Origin of the sequence: Streptomyces sp. NPDC058620 (assembly GCF_042717135.1) — a bacterium.
Lineage (GTDB): Bacteria > Actinomycetota > Actinomycetes > Streptomycetales > Streptomycetaceae > Streptomyces.
Map to the genome: position 1 here is coordinate 38,015 of NZ_JBHXQO010000020.1, position 15,495 is coordinate 53,509.

The 15,495-nt window shown below is 69.6% G+C and carries 15 protein-coding genes and 1 pseudogene; 8 read left to right on the forward strand and 8 right to left on the reverse strand.

From position 1 onward, the window contains the following. Positions 1-86: 86 nt before the first annotated feature. A pseudogene (locus ACFWSK_RS20050) lies at positions 87-316 on the forward strand (GNAT family N-acetyltransferase); the annotation flags it as partial. A gap of 231 nt (positions 317-547) precedes the next feature. Here the strand turns inward: ACFWSK_RS20050 and ACFWSK_RS20055 are convergent. After that, the gene (locus tag ACFWSK_RS20055) at positions 548-1,816 is read right to left on the reverse strand and encodes an NAD(P)/FAD-dependent oxidoreductase (RefSeq protein ID WP_383787803.1); all 1,269 of its coding nucleotides are present in this window, start codon (positions 1,814-1,816) and stop codon (positions 548-550) included. Positions 1,817-1,954: 138 nt separating this feature from the next. Further along, on the reverse strand, positions 1,955-2,938 hold the full coding sequence (locus ACFWSK_RS20060) for a MerR family transcriptional regulator (RefSeq protein WP_383787806.1): 984 nt from the start codon (positions 2,936-2,938) through the stop codon (positions 1,955-1,957). Positions 2,939-3,082: 144 nt separating this feature from the next. On the opposite strand from ACFWSK_RS20060, the gene ACFWSK_RS20065 reads away from it, so the two are divergent. Continuing rightward, positions 3,083-3,739 (forward strand): RNA polymerase sigma factor, encoded by a 657-nt coding sequence (locus tag ACFWSK_RS20065; protein WP_383787808.1) that lies wholly within the window; start codon positions 3,083-3,085, stop codon positions 3,737-3,739. Positions 3,740-3,771: 32 nt separating this feature from the next. Here ACFWSK_RS20065 and ACFWSK_RS20070 read toward each other — a convergent pair whose 3' ends face one another. Then, a complete protein-coding gene (locus ACFWSK_RS20070; RefSeq protein ID WP_383787811.1) occupies positions 3,772-3,966 on the reverse strand; it encodes a hypothetical protein in 195 nt (64 codons plus the stop codon). Between the two features lie 163 nt (positions 3,967-4,129). Between ACFWSK_RS20070 and ACFWSK_RS20075 the strand changes: the two genes are divergently transcribed. Further along, on the forward strand, positions 4,130-5,314 hold the full coding sequence (locus tag ACFWSK_RS20075; protein ID WP_383787813.1) for a spore photoproduct lyase family protein: 1,185 nt from the start codon (positions 4,130-4,132) through the stop codon (positions 5,312-5,314). 39 nt (positions 5,315-5,353) lie between these two features. On the opposite strand, the gene ACFWSK_RS20080 is transcribed toward ACFWSK_RS20075, so the two are convergent. The 3 genes from ACFWSK_RS20080 to ACFWSK_RS20090 form a co-directional block, all read right to left on the reverse strand. Further along, the gene (locus ACFWSK_RS20080; RefSeq protein ID WP_383787982.1) at positions 5,354-5,953 is read right to left on the reverse strand and encodes a fasciclin domain-containing protein; all 600 of its coding nucleotides are present in this window, start codon (positions 5,951-5,953) and stop codon (positions 5,354-5,356) included. Positions 5,954-6,072: 119 nt separating this feature from the next. Beyond that, a complete protein-coding gene (locus ACFWSK_RS20085; RefSeq protein WP_383787816.1) occupies positions 6,073-8,487 on the reverse strand; it encodes a glycoside hydrolase family 65 protein in 2,415 nt (804 codons plus the stop codon). A 2-nt stretch (positions 8,488-8,489) separates the two neighbouring features. Next, complete coding sequence (locus ACFWSK_RS20090) at positions 8,490-9,287, reverse strand: HAD family hydrolase (protein WP_383787817.1); 798 nt, start codon at positions 9,285-9,287, stop codon at positions 8,490-8,492. 342 nt (positions 9,288-9,629) lie between these two features. Between ACFWSK_RS20090 and ACFWSK_RS20095 the strand changes: the two genes are divergently transcribed. From ACFWSK_RS20095 to ACFWSK_RS20105, 3 genes are all read left to right on the forward strand, one after another. Beyond that, on the forward strand, positions 9,630-10,787 hold the full coding sequence (locus ACFWSK_RS20095; RefSeq protein ID WP_383787820.1) for an MFS transporter: 1,158 nt from the start codon (positions 9,630-9,632) through the stop codon (positions 10,785-10,787). Positions 10,788-10,909: 122 nt separating this feature from the next. Continuing rightward, complete coding sequence (locus tag ACFWSK_RS20100) at positions 10,910-11,734, forward strand: aldo/keto reductase (RefSeq protein WP_383787823.1); 825 nt, start codon at positions 10,910-10,912, stop codon at positions 11,732-11,734. A 248-nt stretch (positions 11,735-11,982) separates the two neighbouring features. Further along, on the forward strand, positions 11,983-12,993 hold the full coding sequence (locus tag ACFWSK_RS20105; protein ID WP_383787825.1) for an aldo/keto reductase: 1,011 nt from the start codon (positions 11,983-11,985) through the stop codon (positions 12,991-12,993). Between the two features lie 369 nt (positions 12,994-13,362). Here the strand turns inward: ACFWSK_RS20105 and ACFWSK_RS20110 are convergent, their stop codons facing one another. Both ACFWSK_RS20110 and ACFWSK_RS20115 read right to left on the reverse strand, forming a co-directional pair. Beyond that, positions 13,363-14,055 (reverse strand): permease prefix domain 1-containing protein, encoded by a 693-nt coding sequence (locus tag ACFWSK_RS20110; RefSeq protein ID WP_383787827.1) that lies wholly within the window; start codon positions 14,053-14,055, stop codon positions 13,363-13,365. After that, positions 14,052-14,393: a PadR family transcriptional regulator gene (locus ACFWSK_RS20115; protein ID WP_383787830.1), complete on the reverse strand. Its 342-nt coding sequence runs from the start codon at positions 14,391-14,393 to the stop codon at positions 14,052-14,054. Before ACFWSK_RS20115 ends, ACFWSK_RS20110 begins: the two co-directional genes overlap by 4 nt. A gap of 86 nt (positions 14,394-14,479) precedes the next feature. Between ACFWSK_RS20115 and ACFWSK_RS20120 the strand changes: the two genes are divergently transcribed. Then, positions 14,480-15,043, forward strand: a complete 564-nt coding sequence (locus ACFWSK_RS20120) for a hypothetical protein (RefSeq protein ID WP_383787985.1) — start codon at positions 14,480-14,482, stop codon at positions 15,041-15,043. Beyond that, positions 15,040-15,336, forward strand: coding sequence for a hypothetical protein (locus tag ACFWSK_RS20125; RefSeq protein ID WP_383787834.1), 297 nt, complete (start codon positions 15,040-15,042; stop codon positions 15,334-15,336). The genes ACFWSK_RS20120 and ACFWSK_RS20125 overlap by 4 nt, the downstream gene beginning before the upstream one ends. Positions 15,337-15,495: the final 159 nt, after the last annotated feature.

Sequence of the window (15,495 nt, forward strand, 5' to 3'; positions counted from 1 at the left end):
CCCCTGGCCACTCCGCTCCCCGCGGAACAGCCGAGCCCGGTCGCCGAGGATGTTCTGGAGTTCCTCGATGGTTTCCGCATCAGGAAGACGCCGTCATGCCTGCGGCCGAGCACACTCCGGACGAACCGCACTGGTACCTGGCGGTGATCGGCGCCGATCCGGCCGCCAAGGGTCAAGGACACGGGCAGCACTACTGCGCTCAGGACTGGCCAAGGCCGACGGCGCGGGCCTGCCCGTCTGCCTGGAGTCCTCCAAGCCGTCCAACCTCCCCTTCTACGAGCACTCCGGCTTCGCGGTGCGCGGGGAGTTGCGGCTGCGGAAGGCGACAAGACCGGGTTCTCGAATCAGCTGGGCGGCGGCGCTGGGCCAAGGTCGGGCCCCCGTTTGCGGAACGGCCGTCTGCTGTGGGAAGAGCAGTGACGGCGTAAGCGGCCGCCGGTCGGACGGGCGGCGAACAGGCGCCTCGACGCCGACCTCGCCGGGGCATCCCAGACAATGCCCGAACTCGCTGTCTGTGCTTGGGGGCAGCTGTGAGGCGTGCAACGACTTACGTCGAGCAACTCGCTTCGCGAACATGGCCCAGGTCGGTCAGTACCTCCCGTGCCGCACGCGTGCCCGATGCCAGGGCTCCCTGAACCGATCCGGTCGCCCGGTGGTCCCCGCATACGTACCGCTGCGGGGCGAATCGGGTGCTGCGGCTGAGCGGCCAGGGCGGCGTCATCACCGGTAGCGCGTCCTCCACGGTGTACGTGGCGATCGACGTCCAGTGGCTCGTGTCGGTGCCGTACAGCTCGGCCAGCCGCCTTCGTACCGCGGCGTCCCTCCCCGGTGCATCGCCATTCAGTACGGAGGTCGACACCAGGGCCGTGCCGGGCGGGGCGTAGGTGGGTGTGACCTCGGTCAGCACGCAGGTGTTCAGGACGGCCAGGCTGCTGTCGACGACCAGGGTCGGTTCGGTCAGTGGTGAGGTGCCGGTGGCGTGGTAGTAGGTCGTCACCGTGCGGCCGTCAGGCGCAGGCAGGCCGGGCAGCAGGCGGGCGGCCGTCGGTCCGTCCGTGGCCACGACGACCGTGGCCGCCGGCCGTTCACTGCCGTCCTCAAGCAGGACGCCGGTGTCGGTCACAGCGGTGACCGGGGTTTCGAGCCGGAGCGTGTCGTCGGGCAGGCCGGCGGCGAGTTGTTCCGGCACCGCGCCGATCCCTGCGGCGGGCAGACAGAGAGTGCCTCGCGCCATGCTGCGCCAGACCAGGTGGAAGAAGCGCGCGGAGGTCGCCAGCTCGTCCTCCAGGAACACTCCGGAGAGGAAGGGCCGCAGCAGGTCCTCGACCACACGCGGGGAGAGTCCGGCACGCACGAGGGCGGCCGAGGTGGTGCGGTCGGGCAGGCGTTTGAGTGTGGCGGCGGGAAGCAGGACGTCGCGTGCCGTGAGGGCGCCGAGTGCGGTGAGGTCGCGTGCCGAGAGGACGCGCCCGGGCAGCAGGCTCCCGGCCGCCCCGGGACGCCTGGTGGGGTCGGCGATCCGTACCCGTCCCGTGGATGTCTGGGCGAGGACGCCGGGGGTGAACGGCCGCAGGTGCAGGTCCCGCAGGGCCAGGCGCCTCTTGACCTGCGGGTATGCGGTGTTGAAGACCTGGAACCCCCGGTCCAGCAGGAAGCCGTCCTTGCGGTCCGTACGCATCCGGCCGCCCACCCCGTCGGACGCTTCCAGCAGTTCGACGCGCAGTCCGGCCCGGCTCAGGTCCCTGGCACAGGCGATACCTGCCAGACCGGCACCGATGACGAGGACGTCGGGCAGTGTGCGCTGCTGATCGGTCATCATCCGTCTCCTTCGTCGTGCCGCGGACACAGAACCTGAACGGCGGTCAAGGCGACCACGAAGCGGATGCCGATGCCAGGAACCTCCACGGGCGTTGCCCCATTCAGAGGCCGAATTCAGAGGCCGAATCCGTCGGCGTCACCCGGTCGCGACCGCCTTGAGAGCCGTGACGGCTTCGGCGAGCCCCATCGGTCGCAGCAGGCCGGGCACCGCCTTCCCGGCCCAGCCCGGTCCGAGGGTCAGCACGACCGGCTGCCTGCGGGCTCCGCGCACACCCCACTCCATGGCGGCCACGTGGTGGGCCAGTGGCCGGCTGGCGGTGGTACGGGACTGGGCCCAGAGGCCGACGGCGGCGGGCCCCGTCCTGCGTACCGCCTCGACGAGCGCCTCCACGGGCAGGGCGGCGCCGAACATTCTCACCGGCAGGCCGCGTTCGGCGAGCGCGGCAGTGAGTGCTTCGAGGGGGAGGGTGTGGTTTTCGCCGGGCACACAGGCGAGCAGCGTCATGGCCCCTGAGCGCTCGGACCGGGCCGGTGGGGCACACCGGCGCAGGGCGCCGGAAACGTGCCAGGACAGGAAGTGTTCGACCTCCACATACCGTTCGCCCGCGCTCTCCCATTTGCGGCCGACGGCCTGGAGAGTCGGCATGATCACCTCGTTCCAGGCGGTCACCAGCCCGTGGTCGGCGATCACGGCGGCCAGCACCTCATCGAGGGCATCGGCGTCCAGACGGAGGGCGGCTCGGGCCATTCCCCTGCATTCCTGACGCACGTCGCCCAGTTGCAGGCCGGTGCGGGCGCGGCTGCGCGCCGCCTCGGGCGGTGTGCCACGCGGCGTCGCTCGCCGCGGCGGCGATGCCCCGTCGGACGGCGGCTCCTCCCGGGCCAGTCTGGCGGCCTCCGCCGGCGGCAGGCCGGTCGTGGTCAGCGCGCACATCCGCTCGAGCCGGGCGATGTCGGCGGCCGTCCAGCGGCGGTGCTTGCCGCCGGTGCGCAGAGCAGGGCCGAGCCCGTACCGGCGGTCCCATGAGCGAACCGTCGTGGGTGCGACGCCGAGCCGCCTGGCCACTTCGCCGGTCGTGAAGCCGCCGCCTTGCCGTCCGGTCTCGTCAGAAGGAGTCACCTCCTCACCATACGACGCACAAACGAGGCATGTTGCTTGCGTCGTTTGTGCCTCCAAAACTGGACGTACACGTGCAGGCGGCCGGCGCCGTCGGCGGACGACTTCGGTGGCCTGCGCAATCCAGCTCCGGCAGGAGAACAAGCGATGCACACCACCAGCCGTCCCACGGAGCAGGCGCCTCCCGTCGACGAGACGACGGGTGACCAAGACCTCACCAGGGGCTTCATGGCCGCGGACGAGCGCGCGTTCGCCGCGGCGTACAGGCGCTGGGGGCCTCTCGTCCACACCATGGCGAGCCGGTCGCTCGGCGACGCGCACGAGGCCGAGGACGTGGCGCAGCAGGTCTTTCTCGCCGCATGGCGCGGGCGGGCGGGCTTCCGACCGGAGCGCGGGCCGCTCGGCGCCTGGATCGTCGGCATCACCCGCCGCAAGATCATCGATGCGCTGGCCGCCAGGACCCGGCGTCTGAGGCTCGTCGACGCCGCCGGTCACCTCGCCCTGTCCGTACCGCTCGACGGCGGCCCGGCGTCCGAGGCCGCTCTCGACCGCGTACTCCTCGTCGACGAGCTCATCCGGCTCCCGAGCACACAGCGAGAAGTACTCAGCATGGCCTTCTACGAGGACCTCACCCACGTACAGATCGCCGAGCGCACCGGCATACCGCTCGGCACCGTCAAAAGCCACGCCCGTCGTGGGCTGCACCGCCTGCGCGACCGGATCGAAGAGGGCCTCGGTGCCGACGCCGGCCGTGAGAGGCCCTGCGCGCGGTCTGCGGGGAGGGCGACCGTATCTGCGGGGTGAGCATGCAGGGCACACGACTTCACGCGCCACTGTCAGGACGGCCCGGAGGCCAGAGGCGGAGGCGGGGTGGGGGACGGGCCTTCAGCGGACTGTTCGTCGGCGGTGGCGAGAGCTCCTGCCGCGTGCCGGCCTGCCCGGGGCTCGTGGCCGGCCTGTCGCGGGTGTCGGCGCAGCCAGTACGGGTTGTCGTGCGGGAGTCTGCTCGTGACCCGCTCCTGCAGCTTCATGCCCTGGATTCCCTTCGGTCGTCCCCCCGGGATGCACTTTCCCGAGCACATGCATCGAATGGCCCCAAAACACTCCTGGCGGCGCAGCGGCGCGGAGCACCGCTGCGGACCAGCACGCCGCTCTCGTACGGTTGGTCGTGACGCAACAGATTCCGGAGCAGTCATGCACACCCCCCAGACACCAGGCAGGCCGGACGAAACCCCAGACGGGCTGTTCGGTCTCGACGAGATCAGCACGGGGCCGGCGGTTCCGAGGTCTGCCGGGCCGCTCTTCCGTGACTCGGAGCAGGCCCGCCGCATGCTGTCGGTACGCGAGATCCATGCCGAACCCGGGTCGGCGGCCTCACCGCGGGGCAGGCAGATCCTTGCGAGGTTCCCGGACGCGGACGTGCTCCCCGTCAGCTCCCACTGGCGCATCCCGGAACTGCACGGCAACGAGGGGAACGCCGAGCGCTGGGTGCGGATCAAGAGCACGGTGCTGGTCCTCGGTGAAAGAAAGACACTCACCGTGCGGGCCAACGGGCGGTCGGCTGACTGGATCGCCCCCGGCGCCGCCAACGGGTGTGCCATGGCGTGTTCCTACTGCTACGTGCCGCGCCGCAAGGGGTACGCGAATCCGGTCACCGTGTTCACGAACATCGACCGCATCGTCGCCCGACTGGCGCGCCATGTAGCGAGTCAAGGGCCCAAAAGCGTTCCGAACCAGTGCGACCCGAGCGCCTGGGTCTATGACATCGGAGAGAACAACGACTGCTCGGTCGATGCGCTGATCAGCGAGAACACCGCCGATCTGGTCCACGCCTTCGCCCGGTGGCCCACGGCGAAAGCCTCGTTCGCGACCAAGTTCGTCAACCCCGACCTGCTGCTGCTCGAACCCCGTGGCCGGACCAGGATCCGCTTCTCCGTGATGCCGCCGGACGACTCGCGACTGCTGGACATCCGCACCAGCCCGGTCGAGCAGCGCATCGCCGCGGCAGCGGACTTCGTCGAGGCCGGGTACGAGGTGCACTTCAACCTCTCCCCCGTCGTCATCCGGCCCGGATGGGAAGACGCCTGGGCGCGGCTGCTCCAGCAGATGGACGACGTCCTGCCCCACGCGGTCAAGGACCAGGCTGGAGCCGAGGTGATCATGCTGACCCACAACCGGGACCTGCACGACATCAACATGGCCTGGCATCCACGCGCCGAGGACGCCATCTGGCGGCCCGAGCTCCAGCAGGCCAAGCGCTCGGAGAACGGCAGCTGGAACGTGCGGTACCGCGATGGCACCAAGGCGGCGGCGGTCGAGACCGTACGCCGCCTGGTGCACACCCACGCCCCGTGGCTGCCGATCCGCTACGCGTTCTGACGCAGACAGCCGACACCCCTACGCGCGCCGGCCCCGTTGTCAGGACATGGGCGTCAGCACGGTGTCGATGAGTTGCACGGTCGCGTTCTTCGTGGCGATGTCACCGCAGACGATCGACGCCGAATCGTTCACCTTGAACGAGTCTCCCGACCCCGACGTGGTCAGCCGACCGCCCTGAAGAGTCGTGAACGTGCCATCGGGCAGCTTGTCGACGGTCACCTTCTCATTGACAACGTGATACGTGAGGAGATCCGTCAGCTGATCCTTGTCATTGAGGATCTTGTCGAGATCGGCCTTCGGGATCTTCTCGAAAGCATCGTTGGTCGGTGCGAACACGGTGATGTTCTTCGCGTTGTTCAGCGTGTCCACCAGGCCGGCCTTCTCCACCGCGGCGACCAGGGTGGACAGTTCCGGGTTGTTCGACGCCGCGGTGGCGACCGGGTCGTCGGCCATCCCGGCGGCACTGCCCTCACCGCTGGGCGGCAGTGACGAACAGGCCGGGCCGAACGGCTCCGCCACCGGAGCCGCCTGTGCCACTGATCCCGCCTGCGCTGCGGGGGCCGCTGCGACAAGGGCGAGGGGAACGAGAAGTGCGCCGGCACCGGTGAGAGCTATACCCCTGAAGCGGTTGGTGGTCATGACCTTCACCTTCTCCTGAGAGGAGCGACGGGCTCCTGCCTCTGCCCGCCACACCCATTGCTTCGCACCGTGCACGCCCCTTGGATGACATCCGGCGCATATTTCTGACAATTCGTGGTTCACGCCTCGGGCAGGGGCAGCACGGCTGAGCCGCCGGGCTCCACCGACAGAGCGCGGTCACGCAGCCGTACGTCGATCGGGGGCATGTCCGAGGGTGGCACCCTGATCTCCAACCGCAATGGCTGGACCCGGAGCTGGATGCCCCAGTGGCCTTGGTAGCGAATGGAGAACCCGTACTCGGTGAACCGCGGGGAGGGAACGGGGTCCAGCCACAAGGCGCCGTTCCGGGCCTCCAGGCCCGTGAGTCCTCGCTGGACGAGGTCGATCGTGCCGGCCATCGCCCCCAGGTGGATTCCCTCCTCGGTGGTCCCGCCCTGGAGGTCGGCGACATCGCCTTCGAGCGCCTCCTGGACGTACGTCCACGCCTCTTCCCAGCGCACACGGGCCAGCACCCAGCCGTGGACCAGCCCGCTCAGGGTGGAGCCGTGGCTGGTGCGGTGCAGGTAGTAGTCGACGGTGCGGTGCCAGGTCTCGTCGTCCAGCTCGTAGCCCAGCCGGTGGAAGACCCCGGCCAGCTCGGGAGGGGAGAACAGGTAGCCGAGCATGAGGACGTCGGCCTGCTTCGACGCCTGGTAGCGGTTGACCGTGTCCCCCTCGGCCTCCAGGATGCGGTCGAGACGGCGGATGTCGCCGTACTGGGCGCGGTAGGCGGCCCAGTCCAGTTCCAACAGCTCGCCGAAACCATCGAACTGGCTGATGACGCCGTCGTGGAAGGGCACGCGCAGCTTGCGGGACACGTCGTCCCACAGGGCCAGTTCCGTGGCGTCGAGACCGGTCCGTTCGCAGAGCTCCGCGCGACGGGGCGGCGGCAGTTCCTCCAGCGTGTGCAGCGCCCGGGCAAGGACCCAGGCGGCGCATACGTTGGTGTAGGCGTTGTCGTCCAGCCCGGGTGCGGGAGATCCGGGGTAGGAGTCGTGGTATTCGTCAGGGCCGAGCACCCCGAGGATCCGATAGCGGCCCGTGGCGTCGTCGTAGGTGGCCGAGTCCGCCCAGAAGCGGGCGATCTGCGTCAGCATCTCAGCGCCCTTGGTGTGCAGGAACTCGCTGTCGCCGCTCGCCTCGCAGTACTTCCACACGTTGTACGCGATGGCCAGGCCCACGTGGTGCTGAAGGTTCGAGTGGTCCGGAAGCCAGTGCCCTGAGCGGGGGTTGAGGTGCAGTTGCTGGGTCTCCTCGCGCCCGTCACTGCCGCTCTGCCATGGATACATGGCGCCTCTTCTCCCGGCGTCGCGGGCCGCGTCGAGGGCGCGTGGCAGTCGCCGGTGGCGGTAGAGGAGCAGCGCACGCGACACCTCGGGCAGGTGCAGGTTCAGGTAGGGCAGGACGAACAGCTCGTCCCAGAAGACATGACCGCGGTACGCCTCGCCGTGCAGCCCCCTGGCCGGGACACCGACGTCCAGCTCGGCCGTGTGCGGCGACAGTGTCTGCAGCACGTGGAAGAGATGCAGCCGCAGGATCGCGCCGGCGTCGCCCGGCACGTCCAGGTCCGCCCTCTGCCACAACTGGCTCCAGGCGGCCGCGTGCGACTCCGTCAGATCCGCGAACGCGGGTGCTCGCCCGACGGCGTCGATCGCCGCGTGGAGAGGATCGCTGATGGCCGGGTCGTGGGAGGTGTACAGCGCGACAACCTTCTCGACCGCACACGTGCCACCCGCTGCGGAGAGGTGCAGGCGCATGAGCTGGACCGCCCGCAGGGGCTCGTGGGCGGTACCGGTGTGGACGGCTCCGGTGTCGGCCGTCGTGCGGGCGGCCAGGCCGATCCGGATGTCGGACGTACTGGTCCGGCAGCGCAGCCACATCGTGTCGGAGGTGTCGGCGCCGGTGTTCACGTGGATCAGGTGCCGGCCGTTGAGCTGCTGGTAGCGGGCGACGCCGGAATTGGTCACTGAGCCGTCGAGGGCGGCCTCCACCTCGATGTCTCCGGACCAGCCGCCTTTCGCGGTGAACTCCGTGCGCAGCGCGGCGAGGTGGGGCTCCCCCATGTGCACGAGCCGCAGTTGCCGCACGGCGAGGGTGCGGCCGTCCAGCTCGTACGTGAGGGTGCGCTCCAGGACGCCCGTGCGCAGATCGAGACGTTGGCGGTGCTCACGCAGCGCCGCACTGTCGGGGGTGAACCACGGTGTGTCGCCCTGTGGGCTGTGCATCCGGAAGCGCAGGGGCAGCCAGTTGGGCAGGTTGACCATGTCCTCGTTCTCGACCTGGCGTCCGGCGACGGACGAGGTGAGTCGGTTGTAGCAGCCGGCGGCGTACGTGCCCGGGTAGTGCACCGTGTCGGCCGTGCACTCGGGCGCTGCGCCCCTGGTCGCCATGTAACCGTTGCCCAGGGTGCACAGCGCCTCACGCAGCCGCTCCCGGCCGGGTTCGTACCCCACGTATTCCCAGGTGTGGTCCGCTTCCGGGAGGTGCTCCGTCATCATCAGTCCTCGGTGGAGTCGGTGAGCAGTTCGGAAAGGTCGTCGACGACGACGTCCGCGCCCCGGTCGAGCAGCGCCGCACGCGTGTCCGGACCGGCGCTCCGGTCCACGCCGACCACGAGGTGGAATCCGCCGCGCCGGCCGGCCTCCACACCGGCCAGGGAGTCCTCGATCACCGCCGTACGCGAGGCCGGCAGGCCCAGCCGTCCGGCTGCGGCAAGAAAGAGGTCGGGCGCCGGTTTGCCCGGCAGGCCGAGGCGGCCCCCCTCGACTCCGTCGACGAGGACAGCGAAGTACGGCAGGACACCGGAACGGTCCAGAAGCTCTCCGGCGTGCCGGGAGGCGGACACGGCAGCCATCGCCACCCCCCTCGCGCGCAAGTGCCGCAGCAGGAGGAGCGTCCCGGGGTACGCGTCGACCTTCCGCGCCCTGATCCGCTCGGTGAAGATCTGCTCCTTGCAGGCGGCCACCGCTCCCACGGTGTCCGTGCCGGGCGGCTCCGCGAGGGTGCCGGGAGGCAGGGCGATTCCTCGGGAGGCGAGGAAGGAAGCGGCACCGTCCATGCGCGACTTGCCGTCGACGTAGCGCAGGTAGTCGTCCCTGTCGAACGGCCGCCGCGCGGGCGGATCGTCCGGCGGGTTGGCCTTCAGACAGGCGTCGAAGGCGGTCTTCCACGCGGCGGCGTGAAGGCGGGCCGAGTCGATGATCACTCCATCGGTGTCGAAGACCACACCCACCACCTGCTGCAAGCGGTCCGCGGGTGCCTCCCCCGCCCCTGCGCGGCGTCGCCCGGCGCTCACCGAGGACCGTCCCGGTGCCGCGACTGCGTACTGCGGCCTGCACTCATGTCCAGCCTCCAGGCGATAGCTGCGGCAGCACGCGTGCCGATGGACGCCCGGTTTCCCATAGTGCCAACACTTCACGGACGGACGCGGCAGGACACAACGCCCGGCCGGGGCGTAGTCGACGAGGCGGGTTCCCCGGCCGGTCCACAGCCGCCCCGGCCCTGTCCGCACCACGCCGAGGTCGACGGGATCCATCTTTTTGCATGCACACGCGATTATGGCGTGCTTGCAATAGCCAGCGTCCGCAACTATTGTCGACGCTCGTAAAGAGCTCCCACACCTAAAAGGATCGACGTCATGCCCCTCGCACTCCTGGCCCTTGCCATCGGGGCCTTCGGGATAGGGACCACCGAGTTCGTGATCATGGGGCTGCTGCCCGAGGTCGCCGGCGATTTTGGCGTCTCCGTGCCCACCGCCGGGTACCTCGTGACGGGCTACGCCCTCGGCGTCATGTTCGGTGCCCCCCTCATGACCGTCCTCGGCACCAAGATCACCCGCAAGCGGATGCTGATGCTGCTGATGGGCCTGTTCGTCGTCGGCAACCTGCTGTCCGCCGTCGCTCCGACGTTCGGGGTCATGATGGTCGGCCGCGTGGTCGCATCACTGGCTCACGGAGCCTTCTTCGGCATCGGTTCCGTCGTCGCGGCGGAGCTGGTGGCCCCGGAGAAGAAGGCCGGCGCCATCGCGACGATGTTCACCGGTTTGACCGTCGCCAACGTCGTCGGCGTTCCGCTGGGCACGTTCGTCGGACAGAACGCAGGCTGGCGGATCACGTTCCTCTTCGTGGCGGCTCTGGGTGTGATCGGCCTGGCCGGGATCGCCAGGCTGGTGCCCGACCTGCCCAAGCCGGCGGGCGTACGGCTGCGCCACGAGCTGAGCGCCTTCAAGAACGTGCAGGTGCTGCTGGCCATGGCGATGACCGTCCTCGGCTTCGGCGGAGTGTTCGCCGCCATCACCTACATCGCGCCGATGATGACGCACGTCACCGGCTACGCCGACTCCTCGGTGACCTGGCTGCTCGTCCTGTTCGGGCTGGGCATGGTCGCCGGGAACCTGATCGGCGGTAGATTCGCCGACCGCGCGCTCATGCCGATGCTCTACACGGCGCTGGGCGGCCTGGCCCTCGTACTGGCCCTGTTCACGGTCGGCGCTCACGACAAGGCGGCCGCAGCCGCGGCGGTTTTCCTGATCGGCGCCCTGGGCTTCGCCACCGTACCGCCCCTGCAGAAGCGGGTCCTCGACCACGCCCACGGTGCCCCCACCCTGGCGTCGGCCGTGAATATCGGCGCCTTCAACGCCGGGAACGCCCTCGCCGCCTGGCTCGGTGGCCTCGTCATCAGCGGCGGACTCGGCTACACCTCTCCCAACTGGGTCGGCGCACTGCTGGCCGCATCCGCCCTGGCCCTCGCCTTCCTGTCCAGCTCCCTGGAGAAGCGGCCCATCGCCGTCCCCTGAGTCACGAGGGGAAGGCGTCACAACCCCGACACAGCTACCTGACCGCACGTCTTCCTGACCCCACGTTCCGCGTACCCCACGTTCCGCGGACCCCACACAGATCACCTCGCAAGGAGCACAGCATGACCTCCATCCCCCACATCACCCTCAACAACGGCGTCGAGATGCCGCAGCTGGGGTTCGGTGTCTTCCAGGTCCCCGACGAGGAGACCACCGCCGCCGTGAACACGGCACTCGCGGCCGGTTACCGCAGCATCGACACCGCCGCGATCTACGGCAACGAGCGCGGTGTCGGCCGCGCCCTCGCCGCATCGGGAATCAGCCGGGACGAGCTGTTCGTCACCACCAAGCTGTGGAACGCCGACCAGGGCTACGACAGCACCCTGGCCGCCTTCGACGCCTCGCTGGACAAGCTCGGACTCGACCACGTGGATATGTACCTGATCCACTGGCCCACCCCGGCACGCGACCTGTACACCGACACCTGGCGCGCCCTGGAGAAGCTGCTGGCCGACGGTCGCACCCGCGCGATCGGCGTCTCCAACTTCCAGCCCGCCCACCTCCAGCGCCTTTTGGACCAGAGCGCCACCGTGCCGGCCGTCAACCAGGTCGAGCTGCACCCGGGGCTGCAGCAGAAGGAGCTGCGCGCCTTCCACGCCCGGCACGGCATCGCCACCGAGGCATGGAGCCCGCTCGCCCAGGGCGCACTGCTCAAGAACGAGGCGATCACGTCCATCGCCGCTCGTCACGGCGTGACACCTGCGCAGGTCGTTCTGCGCTGGCACCTGCAGATCGGCAACGTGGTCATCCCCAAGTCCGTCACGCCGCAGCGCATCCGTCAGAACCTCGACGTCTTCGGCTTCGAACTCACGGATGCCGACATCGAGGCCATCACCGCCCTCGACAGCGGAATGCGCACCGGCCCCGACCCCGACACCCTCAACTGACCACCGGCCGTACCTGGGGGGCCGCCCCGGGCCCTCAGGTACGGCGCCCCTGCCGCTGAGCGCGCTCAACCGTACGGGTCGCAACGGCCTCATCGAACGACTCCGTGAGATGTCGGACGCCGGCGTCGTACACGTCTCCCTCAATCTGCGGCGGGGCGATCGCCCCGCCGCAGACGTATTCGCGGAACTCGGCGCGCACATCCTGCCGCGCTTTCCCACCCCGGACCCTCAACCCTCAGGACACTCCCATGACCGTTAGGCACCTGCTCCCCTCCCCTCTCGGCTTCGGTACGGCCCCGCTGGGCAACATGTTCCGCGCCATCCCCGACGACGAGGCCGCGAGGACCGTCGAAGCCGCCTGGGACCACGGAATCCGCTACTTCGACACCGCACCCTTCTACGGTGCCGGCCTGTCCGAGCTCCGGCTCGGCGACGTTCTGTCGCAGCATCAGCGCAACGACTACGTCCTGAGCACCAAGGTCGGGCGCGTCGTCCTGGACGAGGTGGAAGACCCTGCGTCCCGCCAACTCGGTGAGAAGGGCGGGCTGTTCGAGCACGGACGCCCCAACAGGATGGTGAACGACTACTCGGCGGACGCGACCTTGCGCTCCATCGAGGACAGCCTCAAGCGACTCAGGACGGACCGGCTCGACATCGTGTGGGTGCACGATGTGGCGCAGGACTTCTACGGCGACGAGTGGCTGGCCATGTACGAGAGCGCGCGGACCGGCGCCTTCCGTGTCCTGGACGGACTGCGGGAGGAAGGCGTCATCAAGGCGTGGGGGCTGGGCGTCAACCGGGTCGAGCCCCTGGAACTGACCCTGGACCTCGACGAGCCCAAGCCCGACGCGTTCCTGCTGGCCGGCCGCTACACGCTTCTCGACCACGACCGCGCTCTGCAGCGCCTGCTGCCGGCCGCCGCCGGCCAGAACGTCGACATCGTCGTCGGCGGACCGTACAGCTCGGGCATCCTGGCCGGCGGACAGCACTTCGAGTACCAGAAGGCGCCCGCGGACATCATCGCCAAGGTGGAGCGCATCAAGGCGCTCGCCCAGCGGTACGGCATCGGCATCAAGGCAGCCGCGCTGCAGTTCTCACTGGCTCACCCCGCCACCGTGGCCGCGATTCCCGGCGCCACCAGGCCGAGCCGCATCACCGAAGATGCGGCCGCGCTCACCGAGCCGGTACCCGCAGAATTCTGGGCGGCTCTGCGCGAGGAGAAGCTGATCGCTCCCGACGCCCCTGTTCCGACCGCCTGACCTGCGCGAAGCCCACACGTTCACCTCTGTCGGCGTCGACGACGACGAGGCCACCACGCTGTTCAACGCCATCTACACCGACGGGCTCGCCGCGCTACGGCACACCCTCACTGCCTGAGACCGCCGCGATTCGCACGGAAGGCACCTCTCCCGAGGACCGGAGTGGGTCCTCGCTCCCTCATTGACGGGGTGAGGACCCACTCCGTACCGCGTGCGACGAGCGTGACCAGATCTCCTCCCTGAATCGATACTCACCGCGACGCGAGCGGCATCGTGGAAGTATCAGTGCTTCGCACCGACGGTCACGCCGACAGCCGCTCGGCGTGGATGATCTGGCCGGCCCCGTTCGGCTCACTCCACCCGGTCCTGTCACCGACGATTCAGTGACATCTGCGTCAGGGGCAGGCGAGCGCACTGCCGACACGCTCGGGCCGAAGCCGCGATCGCGGCGTGGGAGGCGGCTGCGAGCGTGCCGGCGCATGCGAGCAGGGGCCAGTTCGTGGCCAGGGCGGAGGCGGTGGCGAGCGCGAGTGTCGCAACCGCCATGGCGGCACTGGCGGTTGTGCCCGCCCAGGCGACCATGAGGGGCAATCGGACGGGTGGGTGGAGCCGACGGGCCAGGGCCCCGGTTGCGGCCGGCGTTACGGCGGCCAGCAGCGCGGCGACCGTCGCCACCCCTGCCAGGTGCACGGCCAGCAGCTGGGCCGCGTGCGGGAGTTGCGAGGTCTGTTCATGGTCGGTGGTGCGGGCCAGGTGCCAGCAGACAACGAGGAAAGGGGCTGTGAGAGCGACGACGCGGGCAGTGTGCCTGGCCTGGGCGATGGTGAGTTCCTGTTGGCAGCTCGGCACGAGTTGGTCGAGCGTCCCGAATTCGCGCACGGCTTGCCGAGCAGCGCGTTCGTAGGGCATTTCTTCGCACGTGAGCGCCTCGGCCGTGTCCACGAGGCCGTCGTGTATCTCCTCGATCATCCGGGCCTTGGCCTTGGCCGGTCCGTGCAGGGCGGCCGTCAGAGCCATGATGTGGTTCTGGATCGGATCGGTGTCCCGACCGGGGGCGTTCATGTGGCGAGGCCGGGCGGTGCGGCGGGGTTCAGGACCGAGCCGATCGCCATGGTGAACTCGCTCCACGCCGTTCGCTCGTTGGCCAGCGTGCGCCGTCCGGCGTCGGTGAGTTCGTAGCATCGCCGTCGCCGTTCACCGGCGGATTGCCAGCTGCTGCTCAGCAGCCCGATCCGCTCCAGCCGGTTCAGAGCGGGGTAGATCGTGCCCGTGCGCAGTTCGAGTACGCCGCCGCTGCGGGCCTGAACCGCGGCGATGATCGCGTAGCCGTGCAGCGGGCCCGTCTCGAGTACGGCCAGCAACAGTCCATCGAGGTGCCCTCGCACCGCGTCCGCCTTCATAAGTAGGCAGCCTACCCAATAAGGGCGTAGACAGTGTATGTATTGGCAGCCAACATATTCACGTTCCTGCCTTGGAGGCACCCGCAGTGACCAAGCTGCTGTTGTCCGTACACGTCCTCGCGGCGATCCTGGCCGTCGGTTCGATCACCGTGGCCGCCTCGATGTTCCCCCGCTATGCACTGCAGGCCCTCGGCGACGGAGGGAAGGACGGCCGATCCGTCGGGATCGCCGCACTCCTGCACCGCGTCTGCCGCGCCTACGCGCTCGCCGGGGTCGCCGTGCCGGTGTTCGGGATAGCCACGGGCGCCGCGCTCGGTGTCCTCACCGACGCCTGGCTGATCACTTCACTCGCACTGACCACGATCGCCGCGGCTCTCCTCGCGGTGGCCATCCTGCCCGGCCAGCAGCGCCTGCTCGCCCTGGCCCAGGAGGCACCCGCGCACGAGATGAACGGGCGCCGGACACCCGCGCCCGAGGCGCTTCCACAGGACGCCCCTGCGCCCCATGAACCTGTCCGGGCGGTGCCCACCCCGGAAGCAGCGCGCTCTGCGGCGACGCGCCTGACGATGCTCACCGGCATCTTCAACGTCCTCTGGGCGGTCGTCGTCGTGTTGATGATCGTCCGCCCCGGCTCCACCACGGGTGCGTGATTCCGGTGCGCGCCCTCCGGCTCGCGGCCGGGGCCGAGGCCCTGTCCCTCGCCGCCCTGCTGGGCAATCTGCTCAGCACGCACTCGCCGGTGATCTCCCAGCTCCTCGGCCCCTTGCACGGCACCGCCTACCTCGTCGTCATCGCAGCCACCTTCATGATCCCCGCGCCCGTCGCGTCGGGCGCCCGGTGGCGCGCGCTCCTTCCGGGTGTCGGCGGCCTGCTCGCCCTGCGACAGATCCGGAGCCGTGCCCGGGCAAGCCGGCCCGATACGCGGCAGGCTCAGGAAGGCTGACCCGATCCGAGCGGACCCACACCGCGCTGCCCGCCTGCGGGCCGCACGTCGAGAGCGCTCCCACATCCCGTCCTCGGCGACCCTCCAGGACTCCTCAGCCGTCAAGTCTCGAACACATCGCGACGTTTGGTAATCAGTAACTGCCCCTGTTGCGTGCTC

Coding starts and splice junctions, on each gene's coding strand:
- ACFWSK_RS20055 (WP_383787803.1), bottom strand. CDS start 1,816: ATGACCGATCAGCAGCGCACACTGCCCGACGTCCTCGTCATCGGTGCC.
- ACFWSK_RS20065 (WP_383787808.1), top strand. CDS start 3,083: ATGCACACCACCAGCCGTCCCACGGAGCAGGCGCCTCCCGTCGACGAG.
- ACFWSK_RS20070 (WP_383787811.1), bottom strand. CDS start 3,966: ATGAAGCTGCAGGAGCGGGTCACGAGCAGACTCCCGCACGACAACCCG.
- ACFWSK_RS20075 (WP_383787813.1), top strand. CDS start 4,130: ATGCACACCCCCCAGACACCAGGCAGGCCGGACGAAACCCCAGACGGG.
- ACFWSK_RS20080 (WP_383787982.1), bottom strand. CDS start 5,953: ATGACCACCAACCGCTTCAGGGGTATAGCTCTCACCGGTGCCGGCGCA.
- ACFWSK_RS20085 (WP_383787816.1), bottom strand. CDS start 8,487: ATGACGGAGCACCTCCCGGAAGCGGACCACACCTGGGAATACGTGGGG.
- ACFWSK_RS20095 (WP_383787820.1), top strand. CDS start 9,630: ATGCCCCTCGCACTCCTGGCCCTTGCCATCGGGGCCTTCGGGATAGGG.
- ACFWSK_RS20100 (WP_383787823.1), top strand. CDS start 10,910: ATGACCTCCATCCCCCACATCACCCTCAACAACGGCGTCGAGATGCCG.
- ACFWSK_RS20105 (WP_383787825.1), top strand. CDS start 11,983: ATGACCGTTAGGCACCTGCTCCCCTCCCCTCTCGGCTTCGGTACGGCC.
- ACFWSK_RS20110 (WP_383787827.1), bottom strand. CDS start 14,055: ATGAACGCCCCCGGTCGGGACACCGATCCGATCCAGAACCACATCATG.
- ACFWSK_RS20115 (WP_383787830.1), bottom strand. CDS start 14,393: ATGAAGGCGGACGCGGTGCGAGGGCACCTCGATGGACTGTTGCTGGCC.